The organism is Spirosoma sp. KUDC1026, from assembly GCF_013375035.1.
Lineage (GTDB): Bacteria > Bacteroidota > Bacteroidia > Cytophagales > Spirosomataceae > Spirosoma.
The window spans coordinates 5,405,937-5,431,965 of record NZ_CP056032.1 but is presented as its reverse complement, the minus strand read 5'-3'; the positions used below and the strand labels follow the sequence as shown (position 1 = coordinate 5,431,965).

The 26,029-nt window shown below is 51.1% G+C and carries 20 protein-coding genes; 11 read left to right on the top strand and 9 right to left on the bottom strand.

The window, feature by feature from the left end; all coding sequences use genetic code 11:
• Positions 1 to 53: 53 nt before the first annotated feature.
• From HU175_RS22880 to HU175_RS22870, 3 genes are all read right to left on the bottom strand, one after another.
• Positions 54 to 1,460 (bottom strand): right-handed parallel beta-helix repeat-containing protein, encoded by a 1,407-nt coding sequence (locus HU175_RS22880; protein WP_176568780.1) that lies wholly within the window; start codon positions 1,458 to 1,460, stop codon positions 54 to 56.
• Between the two features lie 64 nt (positions 1,461 to 1,524).
• On the bottom strand, positions 1,525 to 2,673 hold the full coding sequence (nspC, locus tag HU175_RS22875; RefSeq protein WP_176568779.1) for a carboxynorspermidine decarboxylase: 1,149 nt from the start codon (positions 2,671 to 2,673) through the stop codon (positions 1,525 to 1,527).
• A 112-nt stretch (positions 2,674 to 2,785) separates the two neighbouring features.
• Positions 2,786 to 3,994: a saccharopine dehydrogenase family protein gene (locus HU175_RS22870; protein ID WP_176568778.1), complete on the bottom strand. Its 1,209-nt coding sequence runs from the start codon at positions 3,992 to 3,994 to the stop codon at positions 2,786 to 2,788.
• Positions 3,995 to 4,386: 392 nt separating this feature from the next.
• Here HU175_RS22870 and HU175_RS22865 point away from each other — a divergent pair, with 392 nt between their 5' ends.
• Together HU175_RS22865 and HU175_RS22860 are read left to right on the top strand one after the other, a co-directional pair.
• On the top strand, positions 4,387 to 4,818 hold the full coding sequence (locus HU175_RS22865; protein ID WP_176568777.1) for a hypothetical protein: 432 nt from the start codon (positions 4,387 to 4,389) through the stop codon (positions 4,816 to 4,818).
• 552 nt (positions 4,819 to 5,370) lie between these two features.
• Positions 5,371 to 6,060 carry a TetR/AcrR family transcriptional regulator gene (locus HU175_RS22860; protein WP_228724252.1) on the top strand — a complete coding sequence of 230 codons (690 nt, stop codon included), beginning with the start codon at positions 5,371 to 5,373 and terminating at the stop codon, positions 6,058 to 6,060.
• A gap of 72 nt (positions 6,061 to 6,132) precedes the next feature.
• On the opposite strand, the gene HU175_RS22855 is transcribed toward HU175_RS22860, so the two are convergent.
• Positions 6,133 to 7,428, bottom strand: coding sequence for an aminopeptidase P N-terminal domain-containing protein (locus tag HU175_RS22855; protein WP_176568776.1), 1,296 nt, complete (start codon positions 7,426 to 7,428; stop codon positions 6,133 to 6,135).
• Between the two features lie 133 nt (positions 7,429 to 7,561).
• Between HU175_RS22855 and HU175_RS22850 the strand changes: the two genes are divergently transcribed.
• A complete protein-coding gene (locus HU175_RS22850; RefSeq protein ID WP_176568775.1) occupies positions 7,562 to 9,115 on the top strand; it encodes a S8 family serine peptidase in 1,554 nt (517 codons plus the stop codon).
• A gap of 7 nt (positions 9,116 to 9,122) precedes the next feature.
• Here the strand turns inward: HU175_RS22850 and rfaD are convergent, their stop codons facing one another.
• On the bottom strand, positions 9,123 to 10,088 hold the full coding sequence (rfaD, locus tag HU175_RS22845; RefSeq protein ID WP_176568774.1) for an ADP-glyceromanno-heptose 6-epimerase: 966 nt from the start codon (positions 10,086 to 10,088) through the stop codon (positions 9,123 to 9,125).
• A 271-nt stretch (positions 10,089 to 10,359) separates the two neighbouring features.
• Between rfaD and HU175_RS22840 the strand changes: the two genes are divergently transcribed.
• The gene (locus tag HU175_RS22840) at positions 10,360 to 10,776 is read left to right on the top strand and encodes a 6-pyruvoyl trahydropterin synthase family protein (protein ID WP_176568773.1); all 417 of its coding nucleotides are present in this window, start codon (positions 10,360 to 10,362) and stop codon (positions 10,774 to 10,776) included.
• A gap of 47 nt (positions 10,777 to 10,823) precedes the next feature.
• On the top strand, positions 10,824 to 11,939 hold the full coding sequence (gene lpxB, locus HU175_RS22835) for a lipid-A-disaccharide synthase (RefSeq protein WP_176568772.1): 1,116 nt from the start codon (positions 10,824 to 10,826) through the stop codon (positions 11,937 to 11,939).
• 32 nt (positions 11,940 to 11,971) lie between these two features.
• Here the strand turns inward: lpxB and HU175_RS22830 are convergent, their stop codons facing one another.
• Positions 11,972 to 12,556 carry a 1-acyl-sn-glycerol-3-phosphate acyltransferase gene (locus HU175_RS22830; protein WP_176568771.1) on the bottom strand — a complete coding sequence of 195 codons (585 nt, stop codon included), beginning with the start codon at positions 12,554 to 12,556 and terminating at the stop codon, positions 11,972 to 11,974.
• Between the two features lie 253 nt (positions 12,557 to 12,809).
• Complete coding sequence (gene hisB, locus HU175_RS22825) at positions 12,810 to 13,958, bottom strand: bifunctional histidinol-phosphatase/imidazoleglycerol-phosphate dehydratase HisB (RefSeq protein WP_176568770.1); 1,149 nt, start codon at positions 13,956 to 13,958, stop codon at positions 12,810 to 12,812.
• A 261-nt stretch (positions 13,959 to 14,219) separates the two neighbouring features.
• Between hisB and HU175_RS22820 the strand changes: the two genes are divergently transcribed.
• From HU175_RS22820 to HU175_RS22805, 5 genes are all read left to right on the top strand, one after another.
• On the top strand, positions 14,220 to 15,260 hold the full coding sequence (locus HU175_RS22820; protein ID WP_176568769.1) for an NYN domain-containing protein: 1,041 nt from the start codon (positions 14,220 to 14,222) through the stop codon (positions 15,258 to 15,260).
• A 2-nt stretch (positions 15,261 to 15,262) separates the two neighbouring features.
• Positions 15,263 to 16,573 carry an aminodeoxychorismate synthase component I gene (gene pabB, locus HU175_RS22815; protein WP_176568768.1) on the top strand — a complete coding sequence of 437 codons (1,311 nt, stop codon included), beginning with the start codon at positions 15,263 to 15,265 and terminating at the stop codon, positions 16,571 to 16,573.
• A gap of 239 nt (positions 16,574 to 16,812) precedes the next feature.
• Positions 16,813 to 17,337, top strand: a complete 525-nt coding sequence (locus tag HU175_RS25040; RefSeq protein WP_317167768.1) for a carboxypeptidase regulatory-like domain-containing protein — start codon at positions 16,813 to 16,815, stop codon at positions 17,335 to 17,337.
• 18 nt (positions 17,338 to 17,355) lie between these two features.
• Positions 17,356 to 19,656, top strand: coding sequence for a TonB-dependent receptor domain-containing protein (locus HU175_RS22810; protein WP_317167767.1), 2,301 nt, complete (start codon positions 17,356 to 17,358; stop codon positions 19,654 to 19,656).
• A 36-nt stretch (positions 19,657 to 19,692) separates the two neighbouring features.
• Positions 19,693 to 20,451 (top strand): GLPGLI family protein, encoded by a 759-nt coding sequence (locus HU175_RS22805; RefSeq protein ID WP_176568767.1) that lies wholly within the window; start codon positions 19,693 to 19,695, stop codon positions 20,449 to 20,451.
• Positions 20,452 to 20,540: 89 nt separating this feature from the next.
• Here the strand turns inward: HU175_RS22805 and HU175_RS22800 are convergent, their stop codons facing one another.
• Together HU175_RS22800 and HU175_RS22795 are read right to left on the bottom strand one after the other, a co-directional pair.
• The gene (locus HU175_RS22800) at positions 20,541 to 23,987 is read right to left on the bottom strand and encodes a ThuA domain-containing protein (protein ID WP_176568766.1); all 3,447 of its coding nucleotides are present in this window, start codon (positions 23,985 to 23,987) and stop codon (positions 20,541 to 20,543) included.
• Between the two features lie 162 nt (positions 23,988 to 24,149).
• Positions 24,150 to 24,962 carry an META domain-containing protein gene (locus HU175_RS22795; protein ID WP_176568765.1) on the bottom strand — a complete coding sequence of 271 codons (813 nt, stop codon included), beginning with the start codon at positions 24,960 to 24,962 and terminating at the stop codon, positions 24,150 to 24,152.
• An 88-nt stretch (positions 24,963 to 25,050) separates the two neighbouring features.
• Between HU175_RS22795 and HU175_RS22790 the strand changes: the two genes are divergently transcribed.
• Entirely contained in the window at positions 25,051 to 25,953 is a 903-nt protein-coding gene (locus HU175_RS22790; protein WP_176568764.1) for an LEA type 2 family protein, read from the top strand.
• Positions 25,954 to 26,029: the final 76 nt, after the last annotated feature.

The window sequence follows — 26,029 nt, the reverse complement described above, 5'->3', positions numbered from 1 at the left end:
TTTTAGCTGTCTGATAAAAACCTGCAGCCCATATTGGGCGCAGGTTTTTTGTTTTACTGTTTAACCTGCACAGGCGCGGCTACGCGGGCAGCCGTTACGTTCTGTTGAGCTTTGCCGCCCCAGGTACCATTGCTCTGCCGATGAACTACGTTGGGTGTCACATTCTGTTCAATAACGTTATTTGAATTGACATCACCCCAGCAGTCATCGTTTATTCCGGTTTTAAAACCGCGAATGGTATTGTTGGTGACGCGGTTATTCTTGGACGGAAACTGCGCAGAGCGGTAATACATAAAAACGCCCCCCCGCTCATTCAGCCCCGAGCCGTCCGTTCCTGCATGGACAATTGTATTACCAGAAACTTCGCTGCCGCTCGACCCTTCCAGACTAACACCTATGGGACTGATGCCTGACAGAAGCGGGTTGTTAATGATCCGGAAGCGGTTGTTTTCCAGAACCCGAATAGGGACGCCATTCTTTCCTTCTGTAACAATGCGCATCCCCTGTACCAGAACGTCCTGAACAATACCTGATCCGACCGTAGCAAGCCCACAGGCATCGGGACCTTTGGTGCTGATGCTGCCGCCAATGAACGAAATGTTTTTGCTGAGCCCTTCGGCACAGAGACCAATGCCATTACCGTAGGCTGCGCCCTGAACCACTCTGTTGTTGACGAATTTGATATTCTCGCTGGCGAAAAAAGTGGCCAGGCCATGATTCTTACAATCTCGAACAACGTTGCCTATGGCAATTGAGTTGAACGAGTTTTCGAAATCAATGCCCACATCTCCGCACACCGCCACGTTGTTGGTCGTTACAGTAATCTTTCTGCCTTTGTAGCCCCAGATTCCACCGCCGTCGACCTTACGAACGATATTATTACGGATCGCTATATTTTCGCAGAATCCGTTCGTGTCATCACCCCACCATTGAATACCGTGCTGAGCATTCTCGACCCGGCAATTGGCAACCTGCACGTTCTGGGAAATAACCAGGTGGATTCCCTGGAACTGATCGATTCCCTTTGCTCCGCAGCCGGTAACGACCATATTGCGCAGAATAACCCCTTTGGATTTGACGACGTGGATTCCCTGTTCGGCAACTTCCTTAATGCGAAGTCCGTTGATGATTAGGTTATTGGCCTGGCTGGCTAGAACGCCCATGCCTTTAGTCCGTACTTTTCGATTGCCATCAACGACGCCCGTTCCCGTCAGCGTAACGCCTGCCTGTAGCTGAAGTACGGGTAGCGCTGTAGTTGTCGGTAAGCCACGCAGAATCGTTTTGGGACCAATGGTCAGCTTTGTCTGTTTAGATACGTTCAGCGTACTTACGTTAAACGTGCCTGCTGGCAGCGTCAGCGTCTTACCCGCATTTTTATTGAGCAGTTGCTGCAGCGTTTTCGTATTATCAACAACGCTTGGAGAAGCAGAAATAAACAGAAAAATGAAGGCTAGTATCATAAAGCGTTTAGTAGGTGATATATAGAACCGGTCTGACAAGTCCAGAATTTACCTGTTTGTCAAATTAACTCAGCCGATCTTTAAAACTCTCATAACCATACGACCGAACCAGCCGGAATGTTTCATCTTCCTGCCAGATTCCAATACTGGGAAGGTTGACCCCATTAAAGGTTGTGGTCTTGACCATGGTGTAATGAATCATGTCGTCGAAAACGATGACATCGCCCGGCTGAAGTGGGTTGTCAAAGGAATAATCGCCCATAAAATCACCCGCCAGACAGGTCATACCACCCAGGCGGTACGTATGTTTACCGGCAACGGGTTCCTGATAAGCACCCAGAATACGCGGTTTGTAGGGCATCTCGAGAGTATCGGGCATGTGGGCCGCAAAGGACGTATCCAGAATGGCAACCTGAATGCCCTGGCTGTCCAGTACGTCCAGTACCGTCGAAACGAGCACGCCCGTTTGCCAGGCAATAGCCGAGCCAGGTTCCAGAATGACATCGACGTTGTATTTCTCGCGGAAGGCTGTCAGTAAGCCAATCAAATGCTCCGTATTATAGCCTTCGCGAGTCATCAGGTGCCCACCACCGAAGTTGACCCATTTAACCTGATGCAACAGATCGCCAAAGCGAACTTCGAGGGCGTTGAGGGTGCGTTCCAGGGTGAATGAATCATTCTCACAGAGCGTGTGAAAATGAATGCCCTCCAGCCCTTCCGGGAGTTGGTCGGGCAATTGGTCGCGGGTGGCGCCCAGTCGCGAACCCGGTACGCAGGGGTTGTACATATCGGTAGCCACTTCCGAATATTGTGGGTTAACCCGAATCCCGCAGGAGACGGGTTTGCCGGCTACACGATCTTTGTACCGTTCCCACTGGCTCCAGGAGTTGAACGTTAGGTGGCTGCTACGTTCCACCACTTCGTCGAACTCATCATCGCGGTAGGCTGGTATATACGCGTGCGCCTTAACGTTCATGTACTCGTTAACGAGTTTGATTTCGTTCAGCGAACTGGCCGTTGCCCCGCTCAGGTACTCGCGTACTAGCGGAAATGCGCTGAACATCGAAAAGCCTTTAAGGGCCAAGATAATGGTAACGCCCGCTGCTTTCTGTACTGAATCGATCAATTCAAGGTTTCGGCGCAGATTCGCTTCTTCCAGGACGTAGCAGGGCGAGGGGATTGTATGAATATGTTGTACTAAGGTAGTTTGCATAAGACAAAGGTACGGTCTCTATATTCTCAACTGATTTGACCGACGCTGGTTTGCGGGGTAAAACGAAAATCCCGCCAGAGAGACGGGATTTTTAAAGAAGAACAATAAACGCTTAATACTCGTGCGGCAATGGGATATTTACGCGGTCCTGTACGGGTAATCCCTGTTTGTTCATCTGCTCGATGAACGGATCCGGATCCAGCTCTTCGCAGTTCCAGACGCCTGGTTTCATCCAGACACCCGTCAGCATCAGCATAGCACCGATCATAGCCGGAACGCCGGTGGTGTAGCTCACGGCCTGGCCTTTCACTTCTTTGTAGGTTTCGGCGTGGTCGCAGTTGTTCCAGATGTAGTACGTCCGTTCCTGGCCATCTTTCACACCCTTAATCTGACAACCGATGCTGGTCTGACCCGTATAATTCTCTCCGAGGGTTTCGGGAGCGGGAAGAACGGCTTTCAAAAATTCCAGCGGAACGATGTCCATTCCCTGAAATTTAACGGGATCGATGCGGGTCATACCCACGTTCTGGAGCACCTCCAGGTGGGTTAGATATGCCTGTCCGAATGTCATCCAGAAACGAGCCCGTTTCAGGGTTGGGAAGTTTTTAACCAGCGACTCCAGCTCTTCGTGATAAAGTACGTACGACTCACGAGGACCAATCTCCGGGTAGTCAATCGGCTTGTGAATGCTCATCGCCGGAATTTCGACCCACTCGCCGTTTTCCCAGTAACGACCGGGCTGCGTAATCTCCCGGATGTTGATTTCGGGATTGAAGTTGGTTGCGAAGGCTTTCCCATGGTTCCCGGCGTTGCAGTCGATGATGTCCAGATAATCCATCCGGTCGAACTGATGCTTGTTGGCATAGGCCGTAAACACCTGCGTAGCGCCGGGGTCGAAACCGCAACCCAGCAGCGCCATCAGGCCCGCCTGCTCGAAGCGCTCCTTATAGGCCCACTGCCAGCTGTATTCAAACTTCGCTACGTCTTTTGGTTCGTAGTTTGCGGTATCCATGTAGTGAACGCCCGCTTCCAGACAGGCATCCATGATTGGAAGATCCTGGTAGGGAAGTGCTACGTTGATAACCAGTACCGGATTGAAGGAACGAATCAGGGCTACCAGTTCGGGCACTACGTCTGCATCGACCTGGGCCGTCTGGATCGTTACCCCGTGCATCTCCTGAATTTCGCTGGCAATCCGGTCGCATTTACTTTTCGTGCGACTCGCCAGCATAATATCCGTGAAGACCGTACTGTTCAGCGCGCATTTGTGCGCAACGACACTACCGACACCACCCGCTCCGATAATGAGCACTTTTGCCATTGATCTGCTAATTAGAGTTCAAAATTCTATTCGTGCCGCAAAGATAGGGAAAGTCCGACAGTCACTATCCCCCTAAACGGTGGGGGCCATCACAAGTTATTTTTTCCTTAACATTAGGCGTATCAAATGCTAAATCACAATAATCTACAGTAGGTCAAACTACCTTTTTGGTCATGCTGACCGAGGAAGTATGATTCAAATAATCGGGTGTATTTTCAGCGACCCACTTAGCGATAAAGCCTTTTATCAAAGCCCTTTATCACTCCAACTGCTTATGAAAAGCCGTTCAATACGACGTATCGTACACGAAGGGGGAAGGTTTATTAAAAAATATTAAACAAATTATTAGTAGACTAGTTTTATAGGGAAAATGACACCTTGCGTAAAGCATTATGAAGCTGAGCTCCTCTACCGGCACCTTCGAACTGGCCATCCTGGGATATGGTCATAAATCGTCAAACTGGCGCGATCGTAATCGGTTGCAATGCCAGGTATCAACAAACTGGTTAAAACAGGTTGACAGTCAGTCGGCACCCCTGCAAACTTGGGAAGTGGGTCGCCTGCTAAGCGGACTACGGTCACTTTGGGACAAAGCCACTACGCATCTGGTAATGACATTCGCTGAATCAGGGCTGAGTCTCGAAGCGATTGCTATGCCCAATGATAAGTATCGGCTACAGATTCAGTTGAATAATGCACTGATGCCAAACTGGCATGCATACCCTGATTTTCCCTTACAAATGGATATGTTGCTGAACCGGCCACAATTACAAGCCGCCATCAACGACCTGGCTAGTCAGGCTGCCATTTATCCAGAGCGGTAGAAAATCGACCGTACAAACAATTTTGTTAGCAAGTCCTGAGCGTTGAATACCTCAGGACTTGTCTTTTATAGTGAGTTCACTTACCTTTCAGACGTATATTTACTACCGTTCATTCATTTTTTCCTCTATACCTATTCGTACGTCAGAATAGCGCTGATCATTGTGGTAGCGTGAAGGAGACTAAAAAGTTTGGGACAAGCCTAGTAGGGTTGTAATACGTAGGAAAAAGAGCTAACTGATCGGGTTATTATGTCAGGTAGACAAGTCAGCAACGCAGAACGAAATGTCAGTTGACTACCTTTTCGAACCGTGATTTACTTTCTCAATTCTGGCTACCTGCAGTTACTCTGTAAAATCAGCCAGCCACCACCGTCAGTCAGTTAGTAAACCAATTCATCAATTTTCATAACCGTTGGTAACGTTACCGCTTGGTAACATCGATCGTATTACACATATTTGTAGTATAAGCTACAAATTTTGTAGAGTTATGTTTGGCCTTAGGCCTGGTTCAGTGCATTATCACCTAATTACTATAAAAAAAACGGTCACAATATGAAAGTTGTCAAACGCAGAAATCGCCAGATGACTATGGAGCGTATCCTGCGTGCCATGGGCGAAGTTATGGCTGAGCGGGGTACCGAAAAAGCGGGTATCAATGCGGTTGCCGAACGGGCAGGTGTCAACAAAGTACTGATATACCGGTACTTTGGCGGTTGGAATGGCTTGCTGGAAGCGTACGTACAGCGGGGCTTTTTTCTGTCAATGTTCAACGAATCGTTCCTGGATTCGGTACCTGCTAATCTGCCTGCCGATGGACGTAGCAAGATCTGGTCGGACTATACCATTCAGTTTATGCGCGAGTTTCGCGGCCGGAAGCCCTCACAGGAACTGATCCGCTGGGAAATGTCGAACGGACAGACCGAACTCGCACGCCGGCTCGCCGAATTTCGGGATCAATCTTATAAAAACTTAACAGAGAAGCTGGCTCCTTTTTCTGAATTTGACCCGATTGCGATCACCAGTCTGATGATTTCGGCGGTGACGTACATGGTACTGACCAGTACGCAACGGGGGCAGATTGGAGATATTGATCTGACTTCTGATTCCGGCTGGGAGCGTATCGAAACGGCCATCCGTCGAATCTACGCTGGCCTGAGCATTGCGCTGGAGCGCGAAAATACGAAGTTACAAGGCGTGCCCCCTGCTCAAAATCAAAGTGTGCAGGCGGTTCAGGCTGCGTAATAGGATATACGTAGTACTCAGTCAGGGGCTATTTCGTGAACAATACTTTTGGCATGAAATAGCCCCTACTTTTTAGGTATTCATAAGGTCCTCGATATGGTCAGCTTCCAGCGGAATGTTGGCCATCAGATCGTCGCAACCGGCCTCGGTAATGACAACGTTGTTTTCCAGACGAATGCCCAGTTTTTCGGCGGGGATATAGATACCCGGTTCGACGGTGAAAACCATGCCCGGTTCCATCCGGCGGTATTTGTTACCCACGTCGTGCACATCGAGACCCAGGAAGTGTGACGTGCCGTGCATGAAATATTTTTTGTAGAGCGGAGCGTCCGGGTCCTGTTTCGCTACGTCATGCGCATCGAGTAAGCCCAATCCGATCAGTTCCGATTCCATAATCTTACCAACCTCCCGGTGGTATTCGTCCCAGAGGTTGCCCGGGCGTAGCATCTGCTTCGATTCGTTCAACACGCGAAGCACGGCGTCGTAAACTGCCCGCTGGCGCTGGGTGAAACGACCATTCACCGGAACCGAACGGGTCATATCGGCATTGTAGTTGGCGTATTCAGCGCCAATGTCCAGCAGAATGACATCGCCATCCTGACACTGGGCGCTATTGTCGATGTAATGCAGCACGCAGGCGTTGGCCCCCGACGCGATAATGGGCGTGTAAGCTGCCCCCCGCGACCGGTTCATCAGATACTCGTGCATCATCTCGGCTTCAATCTCGTACTCCCAGACGCCCGGTTTGATGAATGTCAATAACCGGCGGAACATTTTGTCTGTGATGTCGATGGCCGTTTGCAGCAGTGCAATCTCCTGAGGAGCCTTGATCGCCCGGAGCTGGTGCATGAGCGGGGCCAGTCGCTGCAAATGATGCAGCGGGTATTTATGCCGGAATTCGTCGATGTAGCGGGCATCCTGCGTCTGTACGACTATACTGGCGCGGGTATGCTCGTTTGTATTCAGGTAAACGTTTTCCGCTTCGAAGATCATCTGCCCGAAAATCTGCTCGAACTGATGCGTCCAGTAAACCTGCTTCTGCGAAATACCCGTCGTTTGTTCGGCTTCTGCTTTAGTCAGTTTATGCCCTTCCCAGATCTCGATCAACTCACTGGTTTCGCGCAGAAAAAGCACCTCCCGGAATTTTGGGTCTGGATGGTCCGGAAACAGCACCAGGCGGGTTTCTTCCTGATCGACGCCCGTCAGGTAAAACAGATCGTTATTCTGCCGAAAAACCATAGTGCCGTCGGCATTGGTAGGCATAATGTCGTTCGCGTTCACCACCACCAGCGACTTAGGCTTCAGTAAAGCCGTTAGTCGCTGCCGATTCTGAACGAAAAGCTGATTGTCAATGGGTAAATAGCGCATAGCATACCGGCCAGAGCCGCCTTTCTAATTAGTTTTGCAAAGTAAACCCAAAAGCTCAAGAGTTTTCAGCCGTTTTCGCGTTTACATAGCCAGGCCATTCCTGGCTCAACTGACCGAAATCGCGCGTTTTTTTATGTTAATTCGCCTGTTCATCCTTTTCTGTGTGCTGTCGCTACGTTGCCCAGCGCAGTCTATCTATTCATCAGCTGCCACTTCAGACTCCAGATACTGGATTCTGCTCACGGGTAAAGAGCAAACAGATAAACCAGCCCTGTCGGCCCAGTCGATGGCCCGGCGGGTTGCCCAGAATCTGCCCCTTGACGAAACGGACTTACCCGTATCCGGCCAGTACATTAAGCAGCTTCAGCAGACGGGTGTAGCGGTTGCTGCCCGCTCGCGCTGGCTGAATGCCGTATCAGCGCGGTTAACGCCTGAGCAGATAAAGAAGGTGCGCCAACTGCCATTTGTGGTCGGTATTGAGCCAATCGATCCGGCTCTCGTTATTACGTCTTTGGGGAAGCCGGACCGGGTTCATCTAGCGCCGGTTATGCGGCAGATCCAGGCCAGTGATTTTATGGAAGCGGGTTTGAGCGGGCGTTTCGTGACGATTGGCGTGATCGATGCCGGTTTCTTCGGGGCCGACTCTGTTAACGCGCTCAAGCACGTTTTCGAGCGGCAGGGGGTAAAGGAGATTCGGGACTACGTCCGTAAAAACAGCGCGCCAGTCAACCTGCTCCGGACGCTGGAATCCATGTCCGATACGCACGGCACGGAGGTTATGGCAGCCATTGCCGGAAATGATGCAGTCGACACCATCCAGTACGGACTCGCTACGGACGCTACGTTCTATCTGGCACGCACGGATCAGGGCAACCGCGAATACCGGGGCGAAGAAGACAACTGGGTGGCGGCTATGGAGTGGATGGATAGCCTGGGCGTTCGGCTGATTAATACATCGCTGGGCTACGCCAAAGGCATGAGCAATCCCAGAGAGAATTATGAGCCCAGCCAGATGGACGGGAAAACAAGCCTGATTAGCCGGGCGGCCCAACTGGCGGCTGATAAAAAAGGAATGCTCATTATTGTGTCAGCGGGGAACGAAGGTGACGACCGGCAATGGCGTGTGGTCAGTACGCCAGCCGATGCGAAGGGTGTGCTGGCGATTGGCGCGACCAATGCCAAGCTCTGGAACCGGATCGGCTACAGTAGCATTGGTCCCGAAAGTCTGCCGTACCTGAAACCGAACGTATCGTGTTTCTCGCTCTACGGTACGTCGCTGGCGGCTCCCATCATCACCGGCTTTGCCGCCTGTATCATGCAGGCGAATCCGAAATTGACCAACAAAGAGGTGATGGCGATTATTGAAAAATCGTCGCACCTGTATCCGTACGGGAATAACTACGTGGGCTATGGGGTGCCCCAGGCGTCGCGGGCACTTGCGTTGCTGCGCAATCAGCCGCTGGCAACGACCAGTCGTTCCGTAAAAGCGCAGGGGAGATCGGTAGAGGTGCCCGTGCCGTCCGCCGAAACGCTGATTTCAGTTTTTCACAAGAAAGACGCTACCCACGTACTGAGTCAGGATTCGCTGAAACCCAACAAAGGAAAACTTACCTTACGCCGGGGAAAAGACGAAAAGCAGACGACGGTAGACTTGAAAAATGAAGTGATCGAAGTGATCTGGGAGTAACGATTTTCTAGAGATACGCGTCCTTTTTGAGGTAGTTGACGACGTAATCGTGGATGCCTTCTTCCAGCGAGCAGAACGGCTTATCGTAACCGATAGACCGTAGCTTGGCCATGTTGGCCTGCGTGAAGTACTGGTACTTATCCCGGATGTCGACGGGGGTATCGATAAAGCCAATGTTGGGTTCGAGGTCGAGCGCCCGGAACGTATTGGCGGCCAGGTCGTAGAAGGTGCGGGCTTTGCCACTGCCCAGGTTATAAATCCCCGAGTTGCGCCGGTGATGCATCAGAAAGCTGCAGACCGAAAGCACGTCTTTGACGTAGACAAAATCCCGCATTTGCTCGCCGTCGGCAAACTCCGGATTATGCGACCGGAACAGGTTCATCTTTCCCGTTTTCAGAATCTGCTGATACGTGTGAAAGATAACCGACGCCATCCGGTCTTTATGGTATTCGTTAGGACCGTAGACGTTGAAAAACTTCAGACCCGCCCAGAAGAAGGGTTGCCGTTCCTGCTCCAATACCCAGATATCGAACCTATTTTTCGAATCGCCGTAGGGGTTAAGCGGCTGCAGTTGCGGGATGATCGACTCGTTATCATCGTACCCATGTTCGCCTAATCCATACGTAGCGGCCGAAGAAGCGTAGACGAGAGGTATCTGGTAGTCGATGCAGCGATTCCAGATTTGCTTGGAGTATTCGAGGTTGAGGTGCTCCAGGATATCCCAGTTAAATTCCGTCGTATCTGTGCGGGCACCGATGTGAAAAATGAACTCGACTTCCTGATAGTTCTGGTCCAGCCAGCCGAAAAAGCCTTCCCGGTCAACGTATTCCTGGATTCGTTTATCAACTAAATTGGCTTGTTTACGAGGGTCCGAAAAATCATCGACGGCAACGATGAAATTGAAATTTTCTGCATTTAACTGATTGATCAAACAGCTTCCAATAAAGCCTGCAGCCCCCGTAACGATAATCATATTTTATTGGCCGTAAACGTTTTGGTTTCTATAAAGAGGTAAATATCAACTAGAATAAATCTAAATTGGCTGTAAAGATACAGCTTTAGATAGGTACAAATGAATAGCCTATTTTCGGAATAATTTGCATTTTTTTAAGGTTGCTTTGGTGCTATATCAAGCAGTCTGACTTTTACCAAACCATTTTATAAGGCCTGGATAGTTCGTATCTTTGCACCCAATTTTTTCACCGGCGTTTCTGGCAACCGCCTTTTATAAATAAACCAGACGAATGGTATATATAAATCGAATTGAGCATTTTAACGCGGCCCACCGGCTTTATAACCCAGCTTGGTCGGAGGAGCGGAACAAAGAAGTTTTTGGTCCCTGCGCCAACATTAACTGGCACGGGCATAACTTCGAATTAATCGTTACCGTAAAAGGCGAGCCAGACCCCGATACGGGTTTTGTGATTGACCTTAAGGTACTGGGCGACATTATCCGGCGGGAAGTGATTGAAAAAGTTGATCACAAAAACCTGAATCTGGATGTCGATTTCATGCAGGGAAAAATGGCGAGCTGTGAGATTTTTATCATGGAAATCTGGAAAATTCTCGAACGCGCTCTGAGTGAGGTGACCGAAGCGCACCTGCATCAGCTTCGTCTCTACGAAACCCCAAAAAACTTCGTGGATTACTTCGGCGAGTAGGTAGCTGCCGCCCTCAATCGCCCTCAATGGCTCCATCTCAACAACCAATGACTTACTACCTGATTGCCGGTGAACGTTCGGGCGATTTGCATGGAGCCAATTTAATCAAGGCCATTCGCGAGCGCGATCCGGCGGCTCAGTGTCGGGCTTACGGTGGGGAGCAGATGGAAGCCGCCGGGGCTACGCTGGTACGACATTACCGTGACATGGCGTTCATGGGTTTTCTTGAAGTCGTGAAAAACCTAGGTACCATCCGGCGCATTATGCGCGAGTGCCAGGCCGATCTGCTGGCGCACCGCCCTGACGTACTTATCCTGATCGATTATGCTGGTTTCAACCTGCGAATGGCGCGTTTTGCCAGGAAGCACGGTATCCGGGTGTTCTATTACATTTCACCGAAAGTCTGGGCCTGGAACCAGCGCCGGGCGCTGAACATCAAGGCTAACGTCGACCGGCTTTTTACGATCCTGCCGTTCGAAACCGAGTTCTTCGCGAAATATGAATATAACGTCGATTACGTTGGAAATCCGCTGCTCGACGCCCTGGCTGCTTTCCAGCCTGATCCAGATTTCCGGCAGGAAAACGGCCTGGATGAGCGCCCTATTATTGCGCTCCTGCCCGGTAGTCGGCACCAGGAAATCACGTCGATTCTGCCGACGATGCTGGCTAGTACCCGCGGATTCGACACGTATCAGTTCGTTGTGGGAACGGTGAGCAACCTGCCAACAAGTTTGTACGACGCATTGCTGGCCGATTATCCGCACGTCCGGCGGGTGAATGATGCGGCCTATGATCTGCTGCATCTGGCAACGGCTGCGCTCGTTACGTCGGGAACGGCCACGCTCGAAACGGCGCTGTTCAACGTACCACAGGTGGTCTGCTACAAGACAACATTTATCTCGTATGCGATAGCCCGGCGATTGATTGCTGTTCCGTTCATCTCGCTCGTCAACCTGATTGCGAATCGTGAGGTGGTGAAAGAGCTGATTCAGGCAGATCTGACGCCAGCCAATGTGGCCAATGAATTGCGTGCTGTTTTACCAACCGGCGTAAAACGGTCTGATCTGCTGGCTGGTTATACCGACGTGCAGGAAAAAATGGGAGAGCCCGGCGCGTCCGAACGAGCCGGGCGGGCTATGGTGCAGGCACTACAACAGGGGTAAGTCAGTTTGCCTCGCTGGGCATTACGTACAGATCAGGAACGCGTTACCGGTTTCTCGATAACGCCCGTTTTCTCCCACTGCGTCAACCAATCTTTCTTTTCGCCCTGAACCGTAGAGAAGAACTCGTAGAAAGGAAGCATATCCCGTTCGTAATCGCCCGTGACATAGAGCGGCTCGCTAAGGAGAATGAGTTTTCGGGGCCAGTCGAAGCCAACCAGAATGAGAGGAACGTTCGCCTTCAGCGCGATGTAATAAAAGCCTGTTTTTAAACGCGAAACGTTGCTGCGAGTACCTTCGGGAGCGATGCAGATATGAAGTCGGTCGCTCTGGTTGAACGCATCGACCGTAGCATCAACCAGATTGTGCGCTTTGTCGCGGTAAACGGGTTTGCCACCCAGCAGCCGGAACAGCCAGCCGGAATACCAGGTAAATAAGGAGCTTTTGGCGAGGTACTGAATCCAGATATGGATCGTAGGACGAATGCCGAGTCCAAGCAGGAAATCCCAGTTTGTCGTATGGGGGGCAACAACCCAGATTGCCTTGGGCACATTGGGAACGGGACCAGCAATGCGCCAGCCCCATACGTTGAATAACCAGCGGGTCAGAGCGCCAAGCATGGTACTGAAAAAGAAAAAGTAAGTGGTTAGAAAACAGTGGATTATTCTATCAGCGACTGGTTTCTAACCACCGGCTTTCTAGTAATTACGATCCTTACGAACAAGCCATTTGCCGGTGATATAGGCAGCCGTCAGCAGAACAACGTAGAAGAGGATTGTTAACGGAGTTGATAAATCCATGTCAGTAGTCAATTGAATTTGCCACAAAAGTACATCGTAAAAACGGTTTGCCGAAGGGTTTACCGTCCCATTTTTACAAAACCCCCTTGGTACTGGGAAGGTTGTCGAGTTCGTTAATATCGCGCCGAACGGCCATTTTGATCGCTTTGGCGAAGGCTTTGAAAATTGCTTCGATCTTGTGGTGTTCGTTGTCGCCTTCTACTTTGATGTTAAGGTTACAAAGCGCCGTATCTGAAAACGACTTGAAGAAATGGAAGAACATTTCGGTCGGCATATCCCCAATTTTTTCCCGCCGAAAATCCGCATCCCAAACCAGCCAGGGGCGTCCTGAAAAGTCGATGGCTACCTGCGCCAGTGCTTCGTCCATCGGTAGTAGAAACCCATAGCGGCTGATGCCCCGCTTATCACCCAGCGCGCGTCGGTAGGCTTCGCCCAGGGCCAGCGCCGTATCTTCGATCGTGTGGTGCTCGTCGATGTGCAGATCGCCGTTAACGCGGATCGACAGATCGGCACCCGAATGTTTCGTCACCTGATCGAGCATATGGTCGAAGAAACCCAGCCCCGTGTGCATGTCAGCGCGGCCGGTACCGTCCAAGTTCAGCTCCACGCGAATCTGAGTTTCTTTGGTGTTACGGTCCACCGTGGCCGTCCGGGCGGGTAGGCGCAGAAAGGTATAGATCTGGTCCCAATCGTCGGTGGTGAACGCAATAGCGTCTTTCATTTCGTCGGTCATACCGCTCACATCCGCCATCTGTACCGCCGACAGGCCGCCCGGTGGCAGAAAGAGGATCGCTTTTGCGCCCAGATTGACAGCCAGTTGCACATCGGTGAGCCGGTCGCCAATAACGTAGCTGTTTGCCAGGTCGTAGTTTTCCGAGAAGTACTGCGTCAGCATGCCGGTACCGGGCTTGCGGGTCGTTGTGTTCTCGTGCGGAAAGTGGCGGTCGATATGAACGTCGGCAAAATTTATGCCCTCGCCGGCAAACGTGGCCAGCATTTTGTTGTGAGCAGGCCAGAACGTGTCTTCGGGAAAAGAGGCTGTCCCCAGGCCATCCTGGTTGGTTACCATGGCCAGTTCGTAGTCGGTTTCCTGGGCTATTTTACGCAGAGCCGAGAGAACTTTAGGAATGTAATCGAGTTTGGCGAGAGAGTCTACCTGTTGATCGGGCTGTGGTTCGACTATCAACGTACCGTCCCGATCAATGAACAAAACTTTTTGCATACTTGCGTCTAGAGAAGACACAAAGATAGTTTTCTGGTGGGTTCCACGCGAAAATGTGTTAATTTTGCGCAATAGATTCTATCTGCCGCTATTTAGAAAAACCACGACCAGTTCTGCTTTTGTTTATTAAGTTCATTTATACAAAGAGCCTGCCCGTAAATACGATTGTTTAGCTGTAAGTATCCATACCAAAAGCCTATCTAATAATAGACATCTTAAAAATTTCTCACCTACAATTTATTGTTTTCTTAAAGTTAACGTATGTCAGCAGAATCATCCCGGTTGACCCGGATTGGCGTTTTTTATGACGGAAACTATTTTTTACACGTAAGTAACTACTACAATTATTCTCACGAACGGCGCAGTCGCTTAAGTATCTCCGGGCTGCACGCATTTATCCGGCAGCAGGTTGCCAAAGAAGAGAACGCTAATGAGCGCCTGTGTCAGATTGTCGACGCCCACTATTTCCGGGGGCGGCTCAACGCGCACGAAGCAAACCAGCGCGGGAATCAACTGTTTTATGATCGCCTGTTCGACGATATTCTGATGTCGGAAGGGGTTATTACGCATTACCTGCCCGTTAAAACATACCAGGGGTACCGTCAGGAAAAAGGTATTGATGTCTGGCTTGCGCTGGAAGCCTACGAACTAGCGTTGTACAAGAAATTCGATGTGGTCGTGCTGATTACGTCTGATGGTGACTATGTACCACTCATTCGCAAACTGAACACGCTGGGTTCGCGCATTATGGTGCTGAGCTGGGACTTTGAATTTCTGAACGAGCAGGGCGAGAAACAGGTAACGCGCACGTCGCAGGATCTGCTGGCTGAAGTGTCGTATCCAGTGCCGATGCACGATAAAATCGAGGCTGGTATTCGTAAAAAAGAGACGACGATCCAGAATCTGTTCGTTAAGCAGGCGGTGAAGCCAGCATTTGTGGCACCCGCTGCTCCGGCACTGAATACGGGTAGCTACGAGGACAGTGACGATAATTACGATACCGACTACACGACGGGGGGCAGCAGTCTTTTCGACGATTATGATACGTCGGACGAGCCGAATTATAACCTGGCCGATGGGATTGATCCAGACCCAACGGGCCGAAAAATCAGTACGATCCGTAGTCTGAAGAGCGGCTACGGCTTCGTCAATTATCCGCCGAATAATCTCTTTTTTCATTACACCAGCCTGGTTGATACCGATTTTGATGAGCTGAATCTTGATGATGAGATTGAGTTTACGGTTGGGCAGAACCCGGAAGGAAAAGACATTGCCGTTGACGTTCGTCTGCTGCGGTCGTAAGGATGGAATTTGTTCGGTTGACGATTGACAACGTAGCCGTATGGCGCTCACGGGCGCTCGCCTGGGCGGTTGCGCAACCAACCGAGTTTGTCGCTCTTCTGAACAACAATCATATTCAGTACCCGAATGACCCGTTTCCAAACCGACTCTTTGTCGGGGCGAAACGGGTCATTTCGTGTAAAGACGCCAGCCAGACTGCCCCCGATATTTTTCAGCAACTGTACGATGCGCAGCAGGAGCGCCCTTCCTACTGGATTGGGTACGTTGGGTACGACCTGAAAAACCAGCTTGAGCAGCTCACCAGCCGCAATCCACGCCGACTTACTTTCCCCGATGCTTACCTGATTGAACCCGCCTGGATAATTGACTTTCTGGAGGAGGAAATCAGCATTCAGGGGGAGGGGGCGCAGGACGTACTACATGCCATTAAAATAGTTGACACAACAAGCCTTACTCCAGAGGGCCAACCGTTGGAAAAGCCGCTGATTCAATGCCGCGTTTCGCCGGAAACGTATCAGGATAATGTGCGCCGAATTCAGGAGCACATTGTTGCCGGCGATGTGTATGAACTGAACTACTGCATCGAGTTCTTTGCAGAACAATGCCGACTCGATCCACTGAATACGTATCAGGCGTTGTGCCGCCGGTCGCCCATGCCGTTTTCGACTTTCCTGAAACTCGGTGATCAGTACGTTATGGGAGCATCACCCGAACGATTTCTTAAAAAAGAAGGTCGGCGGATTCTGTCACAACCCATTAAAGGTACCATCCGCCGGGGGCATACCCCTGACGAAGACATCAGCTTAAAAAGTCAGTTGCTGAATTCCGAAAAGGAGCGGGCCGAAAACCTGATGATCGTTGATCTGGTACGAAACGACCTGGCCCGCAGCGCCGAAACGGGCTCGGTGCAGGTCGATGAGCTGTTTGGCATCTACACCTTTCAGTACGTTCACCAGATGATTTCCACTGTATCAGCACGATTACGTAACGACGTTTCCTGGGTGGATACCCTGCGAAATGCGTTTCCCATGGGAAGTATGACCGGTGCCCCCAAGATCCGGGCGATGGAAATTATTGATGAGCTAGAGGTGAGTCGGCGCGGGGTGTACTCCGGCGCCATTGGCTACGTAACGCCCGATAATGATTTTGATTTCAATGTCGTGATCCGAACGTTACTCTATGACGCCCGGCAACAATACGCATCCTTTTCGGTAGGAAGCGCCATTACGTATGACGCCGATCCAGCGCAGGAGTGGGCCGAGTGTCTGTTAAAAGCCAGTGCAATTCGGCAGGTACTGACGGGACAGTCGTAGCCAGTAAATCATTTCGTGTAAAAAAATGGGGAGTTTTGTGTGGAATTACCCTTCTTTTTTACTCTTTCTCGACAAAGCGATGCAACGGTTTGTGCAAAAAAGGTCTCTTTAATGAGGCAATTGACCGTTTACGAAATAAACTACTATAAACGTAGTTAAAAAACGTTAACGACTCAATGAGCATATGCTACATTGTTTAGCTTTGCCAATATCCCAATTCAACCTTTCCTTTTCTTCTTATGAAAAACCTCTTCTGGTTGCTGGCCGTATTGTGTCTGGTAACAGTTGGCGTACGCGCGCAAACGCCCGGCGCAGCAACCCGCTTCACAATGCAGGGTACGGTCGTCGATACGTCGGCCGCCCCGCTTCCATCCTCAACGGTGATGTTATTAAGCCCCAAGGACTCGTCGATGGTCAATTTTGGCCGTACGGATGAGAAAGGGGCTTTTTCGTTCAAGAATCTGCGCGCAGGCAATTACATTCTGAAAATCTCATTTGTGGGTTACATCCCCTACAACCTGCTGGTGAAACCCACCGGCGAAGCAGTCGTTAACCTGGGCCAACTGAAGCTCAAGCCCATTACCAAAGAACTGTTCGAGGTGGTAGTGCGAACGGCGAAAGCTCCGCTCACCATCAAGGGCGACACGATTGAGTACAATGCCAGCTCGTTCAAGGTACCACCGGGATCTACCGTTGAAGATCTGCTGCGGAAGCTGCCAGGGGTTCAGATTGACCAGGACGGTAACATCCGGGCGCAGGGCTAGGAGGTAAAACGTGTTCGGGTGGATGGAAAAGACTTTTTTGGTGGTGATCCCAAGCAGGCTACCAAGAACCTGCAGGCCGAAGCCATTACGAAGGTGCAGGTCTTCAACGACAAAACCGAACAGGCTAAACTAACGGGCGTTGACGATGGGAAAAAGGAAAAAACCATCAACCTGGAACTGAAGGAAGAATTCAAGAAGGGCGGATTTGGAAAAGTAACGGCCGCGGCTGGTCCGGCTTCCAACGGCGTATCGCCCCGCGCCGAGGTTAAAGGGAATTACAACAAGTTCAACTCGAAGCACCAGTTTTCGCTTGTTGGACTGGGTAACAACACGAACCAGCAGGGCCTCTCGCGGGAAGATTATCAGGATTTCCGGGGCAGCAACGCCTATAATTCGAACCAGAACGCTGACTTTGGTTTTAGCGGTAGTTTCTTCTACTACTCCGATAGTGGCGACGAAGGACTGGGAATTCCAGTGAGTGGCCGGCAGGGAGTCGGGTTCTCCAACAACGCAGCGGGTGGTGCTAACTACAACTACGATACCAAAAAGAAGAAAATAAGCGGGAGCTATTATTACAACCAGACCCGTATCGAACTGGACGCTCAGCGGAACCGGGAAAACATTCTGCCGCAGGGCAATTACACGACCGACGAAGCCAGCAATCAGATTAATTTCAACGGGAACCACCGGGCCAGTTTGCGGTATGAAGCTCAACTCGACTCGTCGAGCACGCTGGTCTTTTTGAATAATACCCGTTACGGAACCGGCAACGCGAATCTGTTCCGGCAGCAGAATATTATTCGTGGGGTGGGTGATACTACGCGTAACCTGACCAGCAACCGGAGCGAACAGGATCAATTCGCCATGTCGAATTCGCTGATCTACCGCCTGAAAATGAAAAAGAAAGGCCGGAGCTTTGCGGCCAGCGCTACGTACGAAGTGAACTCAAATAACTCGTCGCTGCTGCTGAACTCAGTTAATACGTACACATTGGCCAATCCGGCTAACAGGATTCCGAACGTGCGGCAGGATCAGTTCAACGATGTGCTCCGGAGTGAATACAAGGCCAGTCTGCAGTTTGTGGAGCCGTTTGCCAAGCGATTTACCTGGGAAACGTTCTACAATTTCAGCCTGCGCTACGATGAAGTGGACCGCGACGTATTTGACTTAAATCTGGGGGACAGTCGCCCCCGCAACGATAGCCTGAGTTTGTATTACAAAAACAATTATATCTATAACCGGCTGGGCAGCAGTGTACGCTATTCGTACAAGGGGTTGAACGTATCGGTGGGTGCGGCCGGGCAGCGCTTTACGCTCGACGGCGAATTTGCCCGTGATCAGACAGACCTGAACCGGCAGTCGATTAACCGGGTATTTACGACGTTGATCCCCAATGTTAATCTGAACTTTGATCTGAAAAATAACCGGTACCTGTATGGTGGCTATAACGTAAACGTGCGAATTCCAACCTCGCGTGAATTGCAGCCGGTTGTTAATAACAGCAACCCACTGTTCATTAACAAAGGTAATCCAGACCTGCTTCCGGAACTGGGACACAATGTCAACCTGGGCTTCAACTATTTCAACCCGGGTAGTTTTATCAATGTCTATATCGGCGTGAACGCTACGAAATACGTGAACCAGATTGTTAGTAGCCAGGATACTGACTTGCAGACGCTGGTGACAACGATCATGCCTGAAAATATATCGGGTGGCCGTAACCTGGGGTCTTATCTGGGTTTTGGCTTCCCGCTAAAGAAAACCAAAGCAACGCTTGATCTGAACGGGAACCTGAATTTTGGTAACAATCCAACCCGAATCAACAAAGTTTTAAACGAAACCCGCAACCAGAACTACGGAGCAGGGGCGAGGTTGAGTCTGACGCCAGTTGAGTGGCTGACGTTCTACGCCAATGCGAACCTGAACGTAACAAACTCCCAGTTTTCGATCAATACCAGTCAGAATCAGACCTATATTAGCAACAACTTCGGTGGTGATCTGACCCTGAAACTGCCGCACGACTGGTACATCAACAGTAACCTGAATTACCGCGTCAACCGGAATGCCGTGCTGAATTTCGACCAGCGTATTCCAATTCTGAACTCGTCGGTTTATCACATTCTGGGCAAAGCGAAGCGGGCCGAAATACGTCTATCGGCCTACGATATGCTCAACCGGAACGTAGCCGTCTCGTTGAATCGTGGGGCTAACTACACGCAATCGGAAACTATCCAGACGCTGGCCCGCTACTTCACCATTGGACTTACCTACAATATGCGGGGCGTTCAGGCCAAAATGCGCCGGGATGGCTTCTTCTGATTTACCTGACAACCAACTTACTTTATTCGTTTTACGATGAAAAAAATCTTTTTATTCCTGTGTCTGCTGAGTGGTCTACCGTCGATGGCACAGAAGACCGAGGGTAAAACCGAGGGTATCGTTACGTACGTTCGGAAGGAGTACTGGCTGAAAATTTCCAATCGACTGACGTTCCTGAGCCAGGAGCAGAAAGACCGGATGGCGCAGACCTGGAAGAATTTCGAGGAAGATAATAAAGGCATAAAAATGAAACTGGCCTTTAGTCCGAACGAAAGTCTGTACACCTACAATAGTGATGAGCCCGAAGAGGGGGGGTACTCCTGGCGTAAATCCGAATTTTATCTATACCGGAACTTTGAGCAGGATAAGAAAACGGATATCATTGAAATGCTAGGTCGGACGTACTCCGTCGAGGATTCACTGCATTCCCCCCGCTGGAAAATAGGCAATCAGATCAAAGAAGTGGCCGGTTACGTCTGCATGAAAGCCGAAACCGAAGACCCGATCAAGAAGCAGAAAATAACGGCCTGGTTCGCGCAGGACATTCCCGTTTCGGCGGGGCCGGAGCGAATTAATGGCTTACCGGGCTTGATTCTGGAACTGGACATTGACGATGGTGCCGTAACGATCGAAGCCATTAACGTAACGTTCCGCCCGCTGACTCCCGCTGATCTGAAACTGCCTAAACTGAAAACGCGCAAAATCAATGATGTGGCCTATGATGGACTGATCGATAAGCACATCAAAGAACAAACCACCGCTCACCAGAATCCATATTGGGAGATTCGGTACTAGAAAGGATAGTAGTCAAACAAAAATCCCCGGCCAGTTCTGGCCGGGGATTTTTGTTTCTCGTGTTTATGTCGTCTTGGAAGACAAAACTGTCATTTCCCCTGCCCGGAGTCGCCACCGGCTGACTGCATGAACTGGATTTTGTCCAGGGCAAACAGAGCTTTGGGGCCAGCGCTTGGGTTAACAAAAACGAAATAGAGCTTGTGCATACCACTGACCGGTTGCTGGAAGGCGATGTTCACGGGGCCCATAGTGCCTGTTTTTACATCGGCCTGGCCCAGTAACGTACCGGTAGGCGAGTCGAGCCGGGCTTCGAGTTTGCCACCCGCCGTCTGATCGCTGGCGTTGAACACATTTGCCGACAGGCCCTGAATACCGGTCATGTCCAGATCGTCGAAGGCAACGAAACTACCCGATTTCAGACCAATGGCAGCGGGTCCAAGCTTCGGAATGTCGTACTGGTAAATATCTTGCTTGGCATCAGCCGAGGTAGCTTTCAGAACCGGAGACCGCAGAGCTACCGATTTTGAACCCGTGATAGGTCCAATAACGCCGTTACCCCGGTCGGTATAGGTTGCCGTGAAGATATACGAGCCGTCTTTCTTCTGCTTGGCCGGAACATAGTTGCCTGCCAATGGCTGGCGGTTTGCAGATTTCTCGTCGGCCAGCGACAGGATGTACTGTACGATGGTTTCAGCTTCGTCAACTTTCAACTGTGGGTGGGCGCTCATGGCCTGTTCGCCCCAGACACCGCCACCACCTTTGATGATTTTCTGCGCCAGCTGGCTCACCGCGCGGTTATTGCCTTTGTACTTCTTCGCTACGTCGATGTAAGCCGGTCCCACTGATTTCTTATCGATCGAGTGACAGGCTTTACAATCCGACAGGTCCATCAGCCGTCTGCCAGTCGAGAAACTGGTGTTCATCTGATGGCCCTGCGCCAGAATCGTTTTATCGAACCCTTCCAGATAATCGACAGTCACCGTCACGTCTTCAGGGCTGATGCCTTTTGCCAACGATCCGTCTTCCTTGTCGCTTACTTTCGCTTCGTACTGAACCGGCTTGTCGACAAAGTAGAACGTCTTGTTGCCCTTCAGCGCTACGTCCACTTTAGGCGTTTCGTTACCGACCTTCACCTCCAGTTCTTTCGTCGTTACGTTACCTGCCGCATCCGTCACTTTCAGCACAGGATGGTAAACGCCCGGTTTGGTGAACGTAATGGTTGGGTTAGCCTGCTTGCTTTTCGGTAAGCCCTGCCCGAATGTCCATTCGTACGTCAACGCGTCGCCGTCGTAGTCCATCGTGCCTTTGCTGTCGAACTTCACAGCTAGTGGAGCCGCACCAACGGCTTTGCTAACCGATGCTTCGGCAACGGGCTTACGGTTTCCAGCGTTGTAAGTAATACGCGATAGGCGAGCGTCGGCGTTCCGGGCGAACCAGTTGGCACCGTATTCCAGTACGTACAGCGAGCCGTCTTTGGCAAACTGCATGTCCATGGGGTGGCTATATTTCGTGCCTGGCATAAACTCTTCCATCTTCACGAAATCACCTTCGGGGGTCATCGTAACCGGATGAATCCAGTCGCGCATCCAGTCGTAGGCAAAGAACTTACCGTCGTAGTGCTGCGGGAATTTTACTTTCGAATCGGCAGGGTAATCATCGTAGTAATAAACGGGTCCACCCATGGCATTACGTCCACCTTTACCAACGATTGGGCCAAACTCGGGCGAATCAGCGTAAGGGTAATAGATGTAGGCTTTCTGAGCCGGGGGCAACTCGCGCAGACCCGTATTCAGCCTTGAATAGTTAATTGGTTTCGCCGGATCATTGGCTGGACCCGACGTGCTGTCGGCGAAGTTGAACTGGCGATATGGCTTGTTGTCGGCCACGAACAGCGGCCAGCCGTAGTAGCCGGGTTTCCGGGCCTGGTTTACCTCATCATAACCGCGGGGGCCGTATTTCTCATTATTCTCACCGGCGTCGGGACCTACTTCGCCCCAGTATAGATAGCCGGTGCGCTGGTCAATTGAAATCCGGTAGGGATTGCGGTGCCCCATGGTATAGATCTCAGGCCGGGCGCCCTGCGTTCCTTTGGGGAACAGGTTACCGTCCGGAATGTCGTAGCCTTCGGTATCACGGGGTTTGATCCGGATGATCTTTCCCCGGAGGTCATTGGTGTTGCTCGAACTACGTAACGCTGTCCATTTGGTGCGGCCGGGCCGGTCATCGCTGGGCGAAAAACCTTTGGACGCGAATGGATTCGAATCATCTCCCGTGGAGAGGTACAGGTTCCCCTGCTTATCCCAGGCAATCGAGCCGCCCGTATGGCAGCAATCGTCCTGTCCACCAATACGATCAACCGGAATACGTAACAACACCTGCTCCGTGTTTAGCAGCAACGTATCGCGCGCATCATCGTATTTCATTCGAACCAGCCGCTGGGCCGTATCGGGTTTCGTTGGCGAGTAGTATAGATACACCCATTTGTTCTGCTCAAACTTGGGATCGATATTCAAGCCCATCAGGCCGTATTCGCGCTCGGAGTGAACCGGAATACGGGCCGCTATCTTGGTCGTCTTCGTCGTTGGGTTATAAACCTTAACGTCGCCTTTCCGCTCAGCAAACAGCACTTTGCCATTGTCCAGAACGGCGAGCTCGGTAGGCTCGTCCAGCGTAGAAACCAGTACGTCTTTTGTGAAGCGGTTTTCTTCCGGAAATGGCTGCGTTTTGACCTGGCTGTATTTCAGCTCATTGGTCATTACCGATTTCAGACCCGCCAGCAGGTGTTGCACAAACAGGGGCTCCGCGTAGGACTCGTCGGTGTGACCACCCCCCGTGTAGAACGTTTTACCGCCGTCAAAATCCCGGTACCATATGAAGGGGTGATCGTTGCCGTTGGCCCCCCCCTGGTACGAGCTTTCGTCCAGTTTCGCCAGGACTTTGATGCCTTTGGCGAAACTCTTGTAGTTATACAACTCGTCGAACCGCTTCCAAACATCGGGTAGCATCTTGGTCGACGGGTGGTTTTTGTCCACTACGTCGATGTTGACGTTCTGCTGTTTGGGATGGCTGAGGAAATAAGCACCAACAAGCTGGTTGTACCAGGGCCAGTCGTACTCGGTGTCAGCCGCAGCGTGAATTCCCATATAACCGCCACCCGCTTGGATGTAACGCTCAAAGGCAGCCTGCTGTGGGTCGTTCAGAACGTTACCGGTGGTGCTCAGCCAGACAACGGCGCTGTAGCGCTTGAGGTTTTCATCCGTGAACTTCGAGGCATCCTCGGTAGTATCAACAGCGAAACCGTTTTCCTGACCTAACTTCATCAGCGCGCGTTTCCCTGCCGGAATAGACGCGTGACGAAACCCTGCTGTCTTGGAAAAAACCAGTACACGATTCAGCGCAACGGCTGGCTGCGTAGTAGCTTTTGCTGACGTACTGGCCGTACTTTTTCGGGCCGGTGTCTGCGCCCAGCCGGGCACAGTACTCGCCAGCATGCCTGCCAGTAACAAAGCCTGGGAGGATAGCCGTAAATGTTTCATATAAAGAAAGGGTTATGCAAAAAATAAGTTGGGGAAGCGACTGCAAAGGTACGCGTTGATTAACTTATTTAGGTAGATAATTGACTTTTATTGGGAAATATACGAACAAAAAAGCGAATATTCAGCTATACATAGTCGCTTTCTGGACTACTTAATAAAGACTTAATCTACTTTCCTAAACGTCATCACTGACTCGTCTCCCCGGAAGAAAATCAGTTTTCGATCACCCACCTGATACGTCAGGGGGGCATCAAGCGCTTTGACAAACGCGCTTTCCAACTGGCCGCCATCACCCAGGCAGGCCATGCGGGTCGTTATGATAGGACCAAAACGAATACGCCGGGTGTCGGCCCGGACGGGACCACTCATGCGGTTACAACCCGTAGTGCCCGTTACGCGTCCTTCGGTTAGGGAAAGTTCCAGGCGGGGCAGTTCATTGCGGGAGCCAGTCGCTTTTACGGGGGTATCGCCCAGCGCGGTCAGCACCCAGTTATCCTGCAACAAGGCCAGGCGCTGGAGAGAAACCCCACAACCCGAATACGTTTTCGAGCGGAAGCTGATTTCCACGCGGTAATCCATCCGCTTGCCCGAGCGCTTGTCGATACAGCTATCGAGCGCAAACAAAATCCGGAGCTGATCGTCACCCACGGCCGCGTTGTACCGGAACGAGCCATCTGAATCGGCCAGTCGTTCTGGCACCTGGCTGACGACCGAATCGGTTGGTGAGAACCGGAACCGAACCTGGTTGCGGGAGGGGTTAACGATCAGTGACCAGTCGGGGTCGTAGCCCATAGCTATAAGCTGATTGCCTGCCATCAGATGGCCGCTGTAGTCGGGTAACTCGTCATAAGAAGCCAGCTTCGTACTCTTGAGCAGTTTGGCCGAGTCGGTTGGGGTTAATGTTGCCCGGAGTTGTGAGGACGGGCGTCGGCAGGCCACGGCAAGAACCAGCAGACAAAATAAAAAAGCGCGCATAATGTAGCGTAGTTAGGGGGCTATCAGAGCCCATCTATAAACAGTCTGCTTCCGGGAAAGGTTACGCTGTGAACGCGACACAATAGCTATGAAAAAGGGATGGATGATTGCACTTGGGGTGGTACTACTGCTAATAGTTGCCATTGCTACGTATGTCTGGTACACGGGAACCCAGCAGGAGAATGGGGCGTATTACGGTACACTGAAGCCCCGGCTGGAAATGAGTACGGTCGATATTACAAATATTGACGACGATCAGATTGATATGATGATGAAGCTGCTGGTGGACAATCCGCTGCCGGTTGGCTTTAAAGCCAGCAAACTACGCTATACGGTCTACATCGCCCGAACGCCTGTTGTTGAAGAAATCTATGAGAAACCCATTGAGGTAAAGTCGGGTGACAGTACGGTGATTGCATTACCCGCTAAGCTGCTCATCAGTAAGCTGAATACGGTGCTGAAAACGCTCGAAGAAAAAGGCATTGATAGTACAACCTACGGCGTTCGGGCGGTGTTCGATCTGGATGTACCGGTTCTGGGCGAACGAACGTTTACGCAGTCGTTCGAGACAAAGCGCCCCACGATCTACGTACCCAAAATCAAGGTGGAAGACGTTGATTTTGGTAAGCTGGGTCTCAAACAGACGGATGTGGCGGCCAAGGTGAATGTGCAGAACAAGAACGTTTTTCCGCTGACAATAGCCGATACGCGATACACCGTTTCCATTGACGGTAAAGAGATTGCCGATGGCTACCAGCCCGATCCAATCCGGATCAAACAGCAGGCGACAACGCCCGTCGTTTTTCCGGTAACAGTGAAGCCCGGCCAGACACTGGGCCTGCTTCCCAAGATGCTGTTCGACAAAAAGGATACTCCGTTTACGGTCACGTTCCACTGCAAACTCATCAGCAAGGACGGTGATCCGTCATTCAACGAAAGCAAGATGAACGCAACCATCCGCGGGACGCTGGCCGATTTTAAGAAAGATTAGCTTGTTCTTTAAGTTACAATAAAGCCTCGCCGTCGGAATTGACAGCGAGGCTTTTTAATCTGAAATAAATAAGAAT

Excerpts from the sequence above, each read along its gene's own strand:
- HU175_RS22880 (WP_176568780.1), bottom strand. The coding sequence starts at position 1,460 with ATGATACTAGCCTTCATTTTTCTGTTTATTTCTGCTTCTCCAAGCGTT.
- nspC (WP_176568779.1), bottom strand. The coding sequence starts at position 2,673 with ATGCAAACTACCTTAGTACAACATATTCATACAATCCCCTCGCCCTGC.
- HU175_RS22870 (WP_176568778.1), bottom strand. The coding sequence starts at position 3,994 with ATGGCAAAAGTGCTCATTATCGGAGCGGGTGGTGTCGGTAGTGTCGTT.
- HU175_RS22865 (WP_176568777.1), top strand. The coding sequence starts at position 4,387 with ATGAAGCTGAGCTCCTCTACCGGCACCTTCGAACTGGCCATCCTGGGA.
- HU175_RS22860 (WP_228724252.1), top strand. The coding sequence starts at position 5,371 with ATGAAAGTTGTCAAACGCAGAAATCGCCAGATGACTATGGAGCGTATC.
- HU175_RS22855 (WP_176568776.1), bottom strand. The coding sequence starts at position 7,428 with ATGCGCTATTTACCCATTGACAATCAGCTTTTCGTTCAGAATCGGCAG.
- HU175_RS22850 (WP_176568775.1), top strand. The coding sequence starts at position 7,562 with ATGTTAATTCGCCTGTTCATCCTTTTCTGTGTGCTGTCGCTACGTTGC.
- rfaD (WP_176568774.1), bottom strand. The coding sequence starts at position 10,088 with ATGATTATCGTTACGGGGGCTGCAGGCTTTATTGGAAGCTGTTTGATC.
- HU175_RS22840 (WP_176568773.1), top strand. The coding sequence starts at position 10,360 with ATGGTATATATAAATCGAATTGAGCATTTTAACGCGGCCCACCGGCTT.
- lpxB (WP_176568772.1), top strand. The coding sequence starts at position 10,824 with ATGACTTACTACCTGATTGCCGGTGAACGTTCGGGCGATTTGCATGGA.
- HU175_RS22830 (WP_176568771.1), bottom strand. The coding sequence starts at position 12,556 with ATGCTTGGCGCTCTGACCCGCTGGTTATTCAACGTATGGGGCTGGCGC.
- hisB (WP_176568770.1), bottom strand. The coding sequence starts at position 13,958 with ATGCAAAAAGTTTTGTTCATTGATCGGGACGGTACGTTGATAGTCGAA.
- HU175_RS22820 (WP_176568769.1), top strand. The coding sequence starts at position 14,220 with ATGTCAGCAGAATCATCCCGGTTGACCCGGATTGGCGTTTTTTATGAC.
- pabB (WP_176568768.1), top strand. The coding sequence starts at position 15,263 with ATGGAATTTGTTCGGTTGACGATTGACAACGTAGCCGTATGGCGCTCA.
- HU175_RS25040 (WP_317167768.1), top strand. The coding sequence starts at position 16,813 with ATGAAAAACCTCTTCTGGTTGCTGGCCGTATTGTGTCTGGTAACAGTT.
- HU175_RS22805 (WP_176568767.1), top strand. The coding sequence starts at position 19,693 with ATGAAAAAAATCTTTTTATTCCTGTGTCTGCTGAGTGGTCTACCGTCG.
- HU175_RS22800 (WP_176568766.1), bottom strand. The coding sequence starts at position 23,987 with ATGAAACATTTACGGCTATCCTCCCAGGCTTTGTTACTGGCAGGCATG.
- HU175_RS22795 (WP_176568765.1), bottom strand. The coding sequence starts at position 24,962 with ATGCGCGCTTTTTTATTTTGTCTGCTGGTTCTTGCCGTGGCCTGCCGA.
- HU175_RS22790 (WP_176568764.1), top strand. The coding sequence starts at position 25,051 with ATGAAAAAGGGATGGATGATTGCACTTGGGGTGGTACTACTGCTAATA.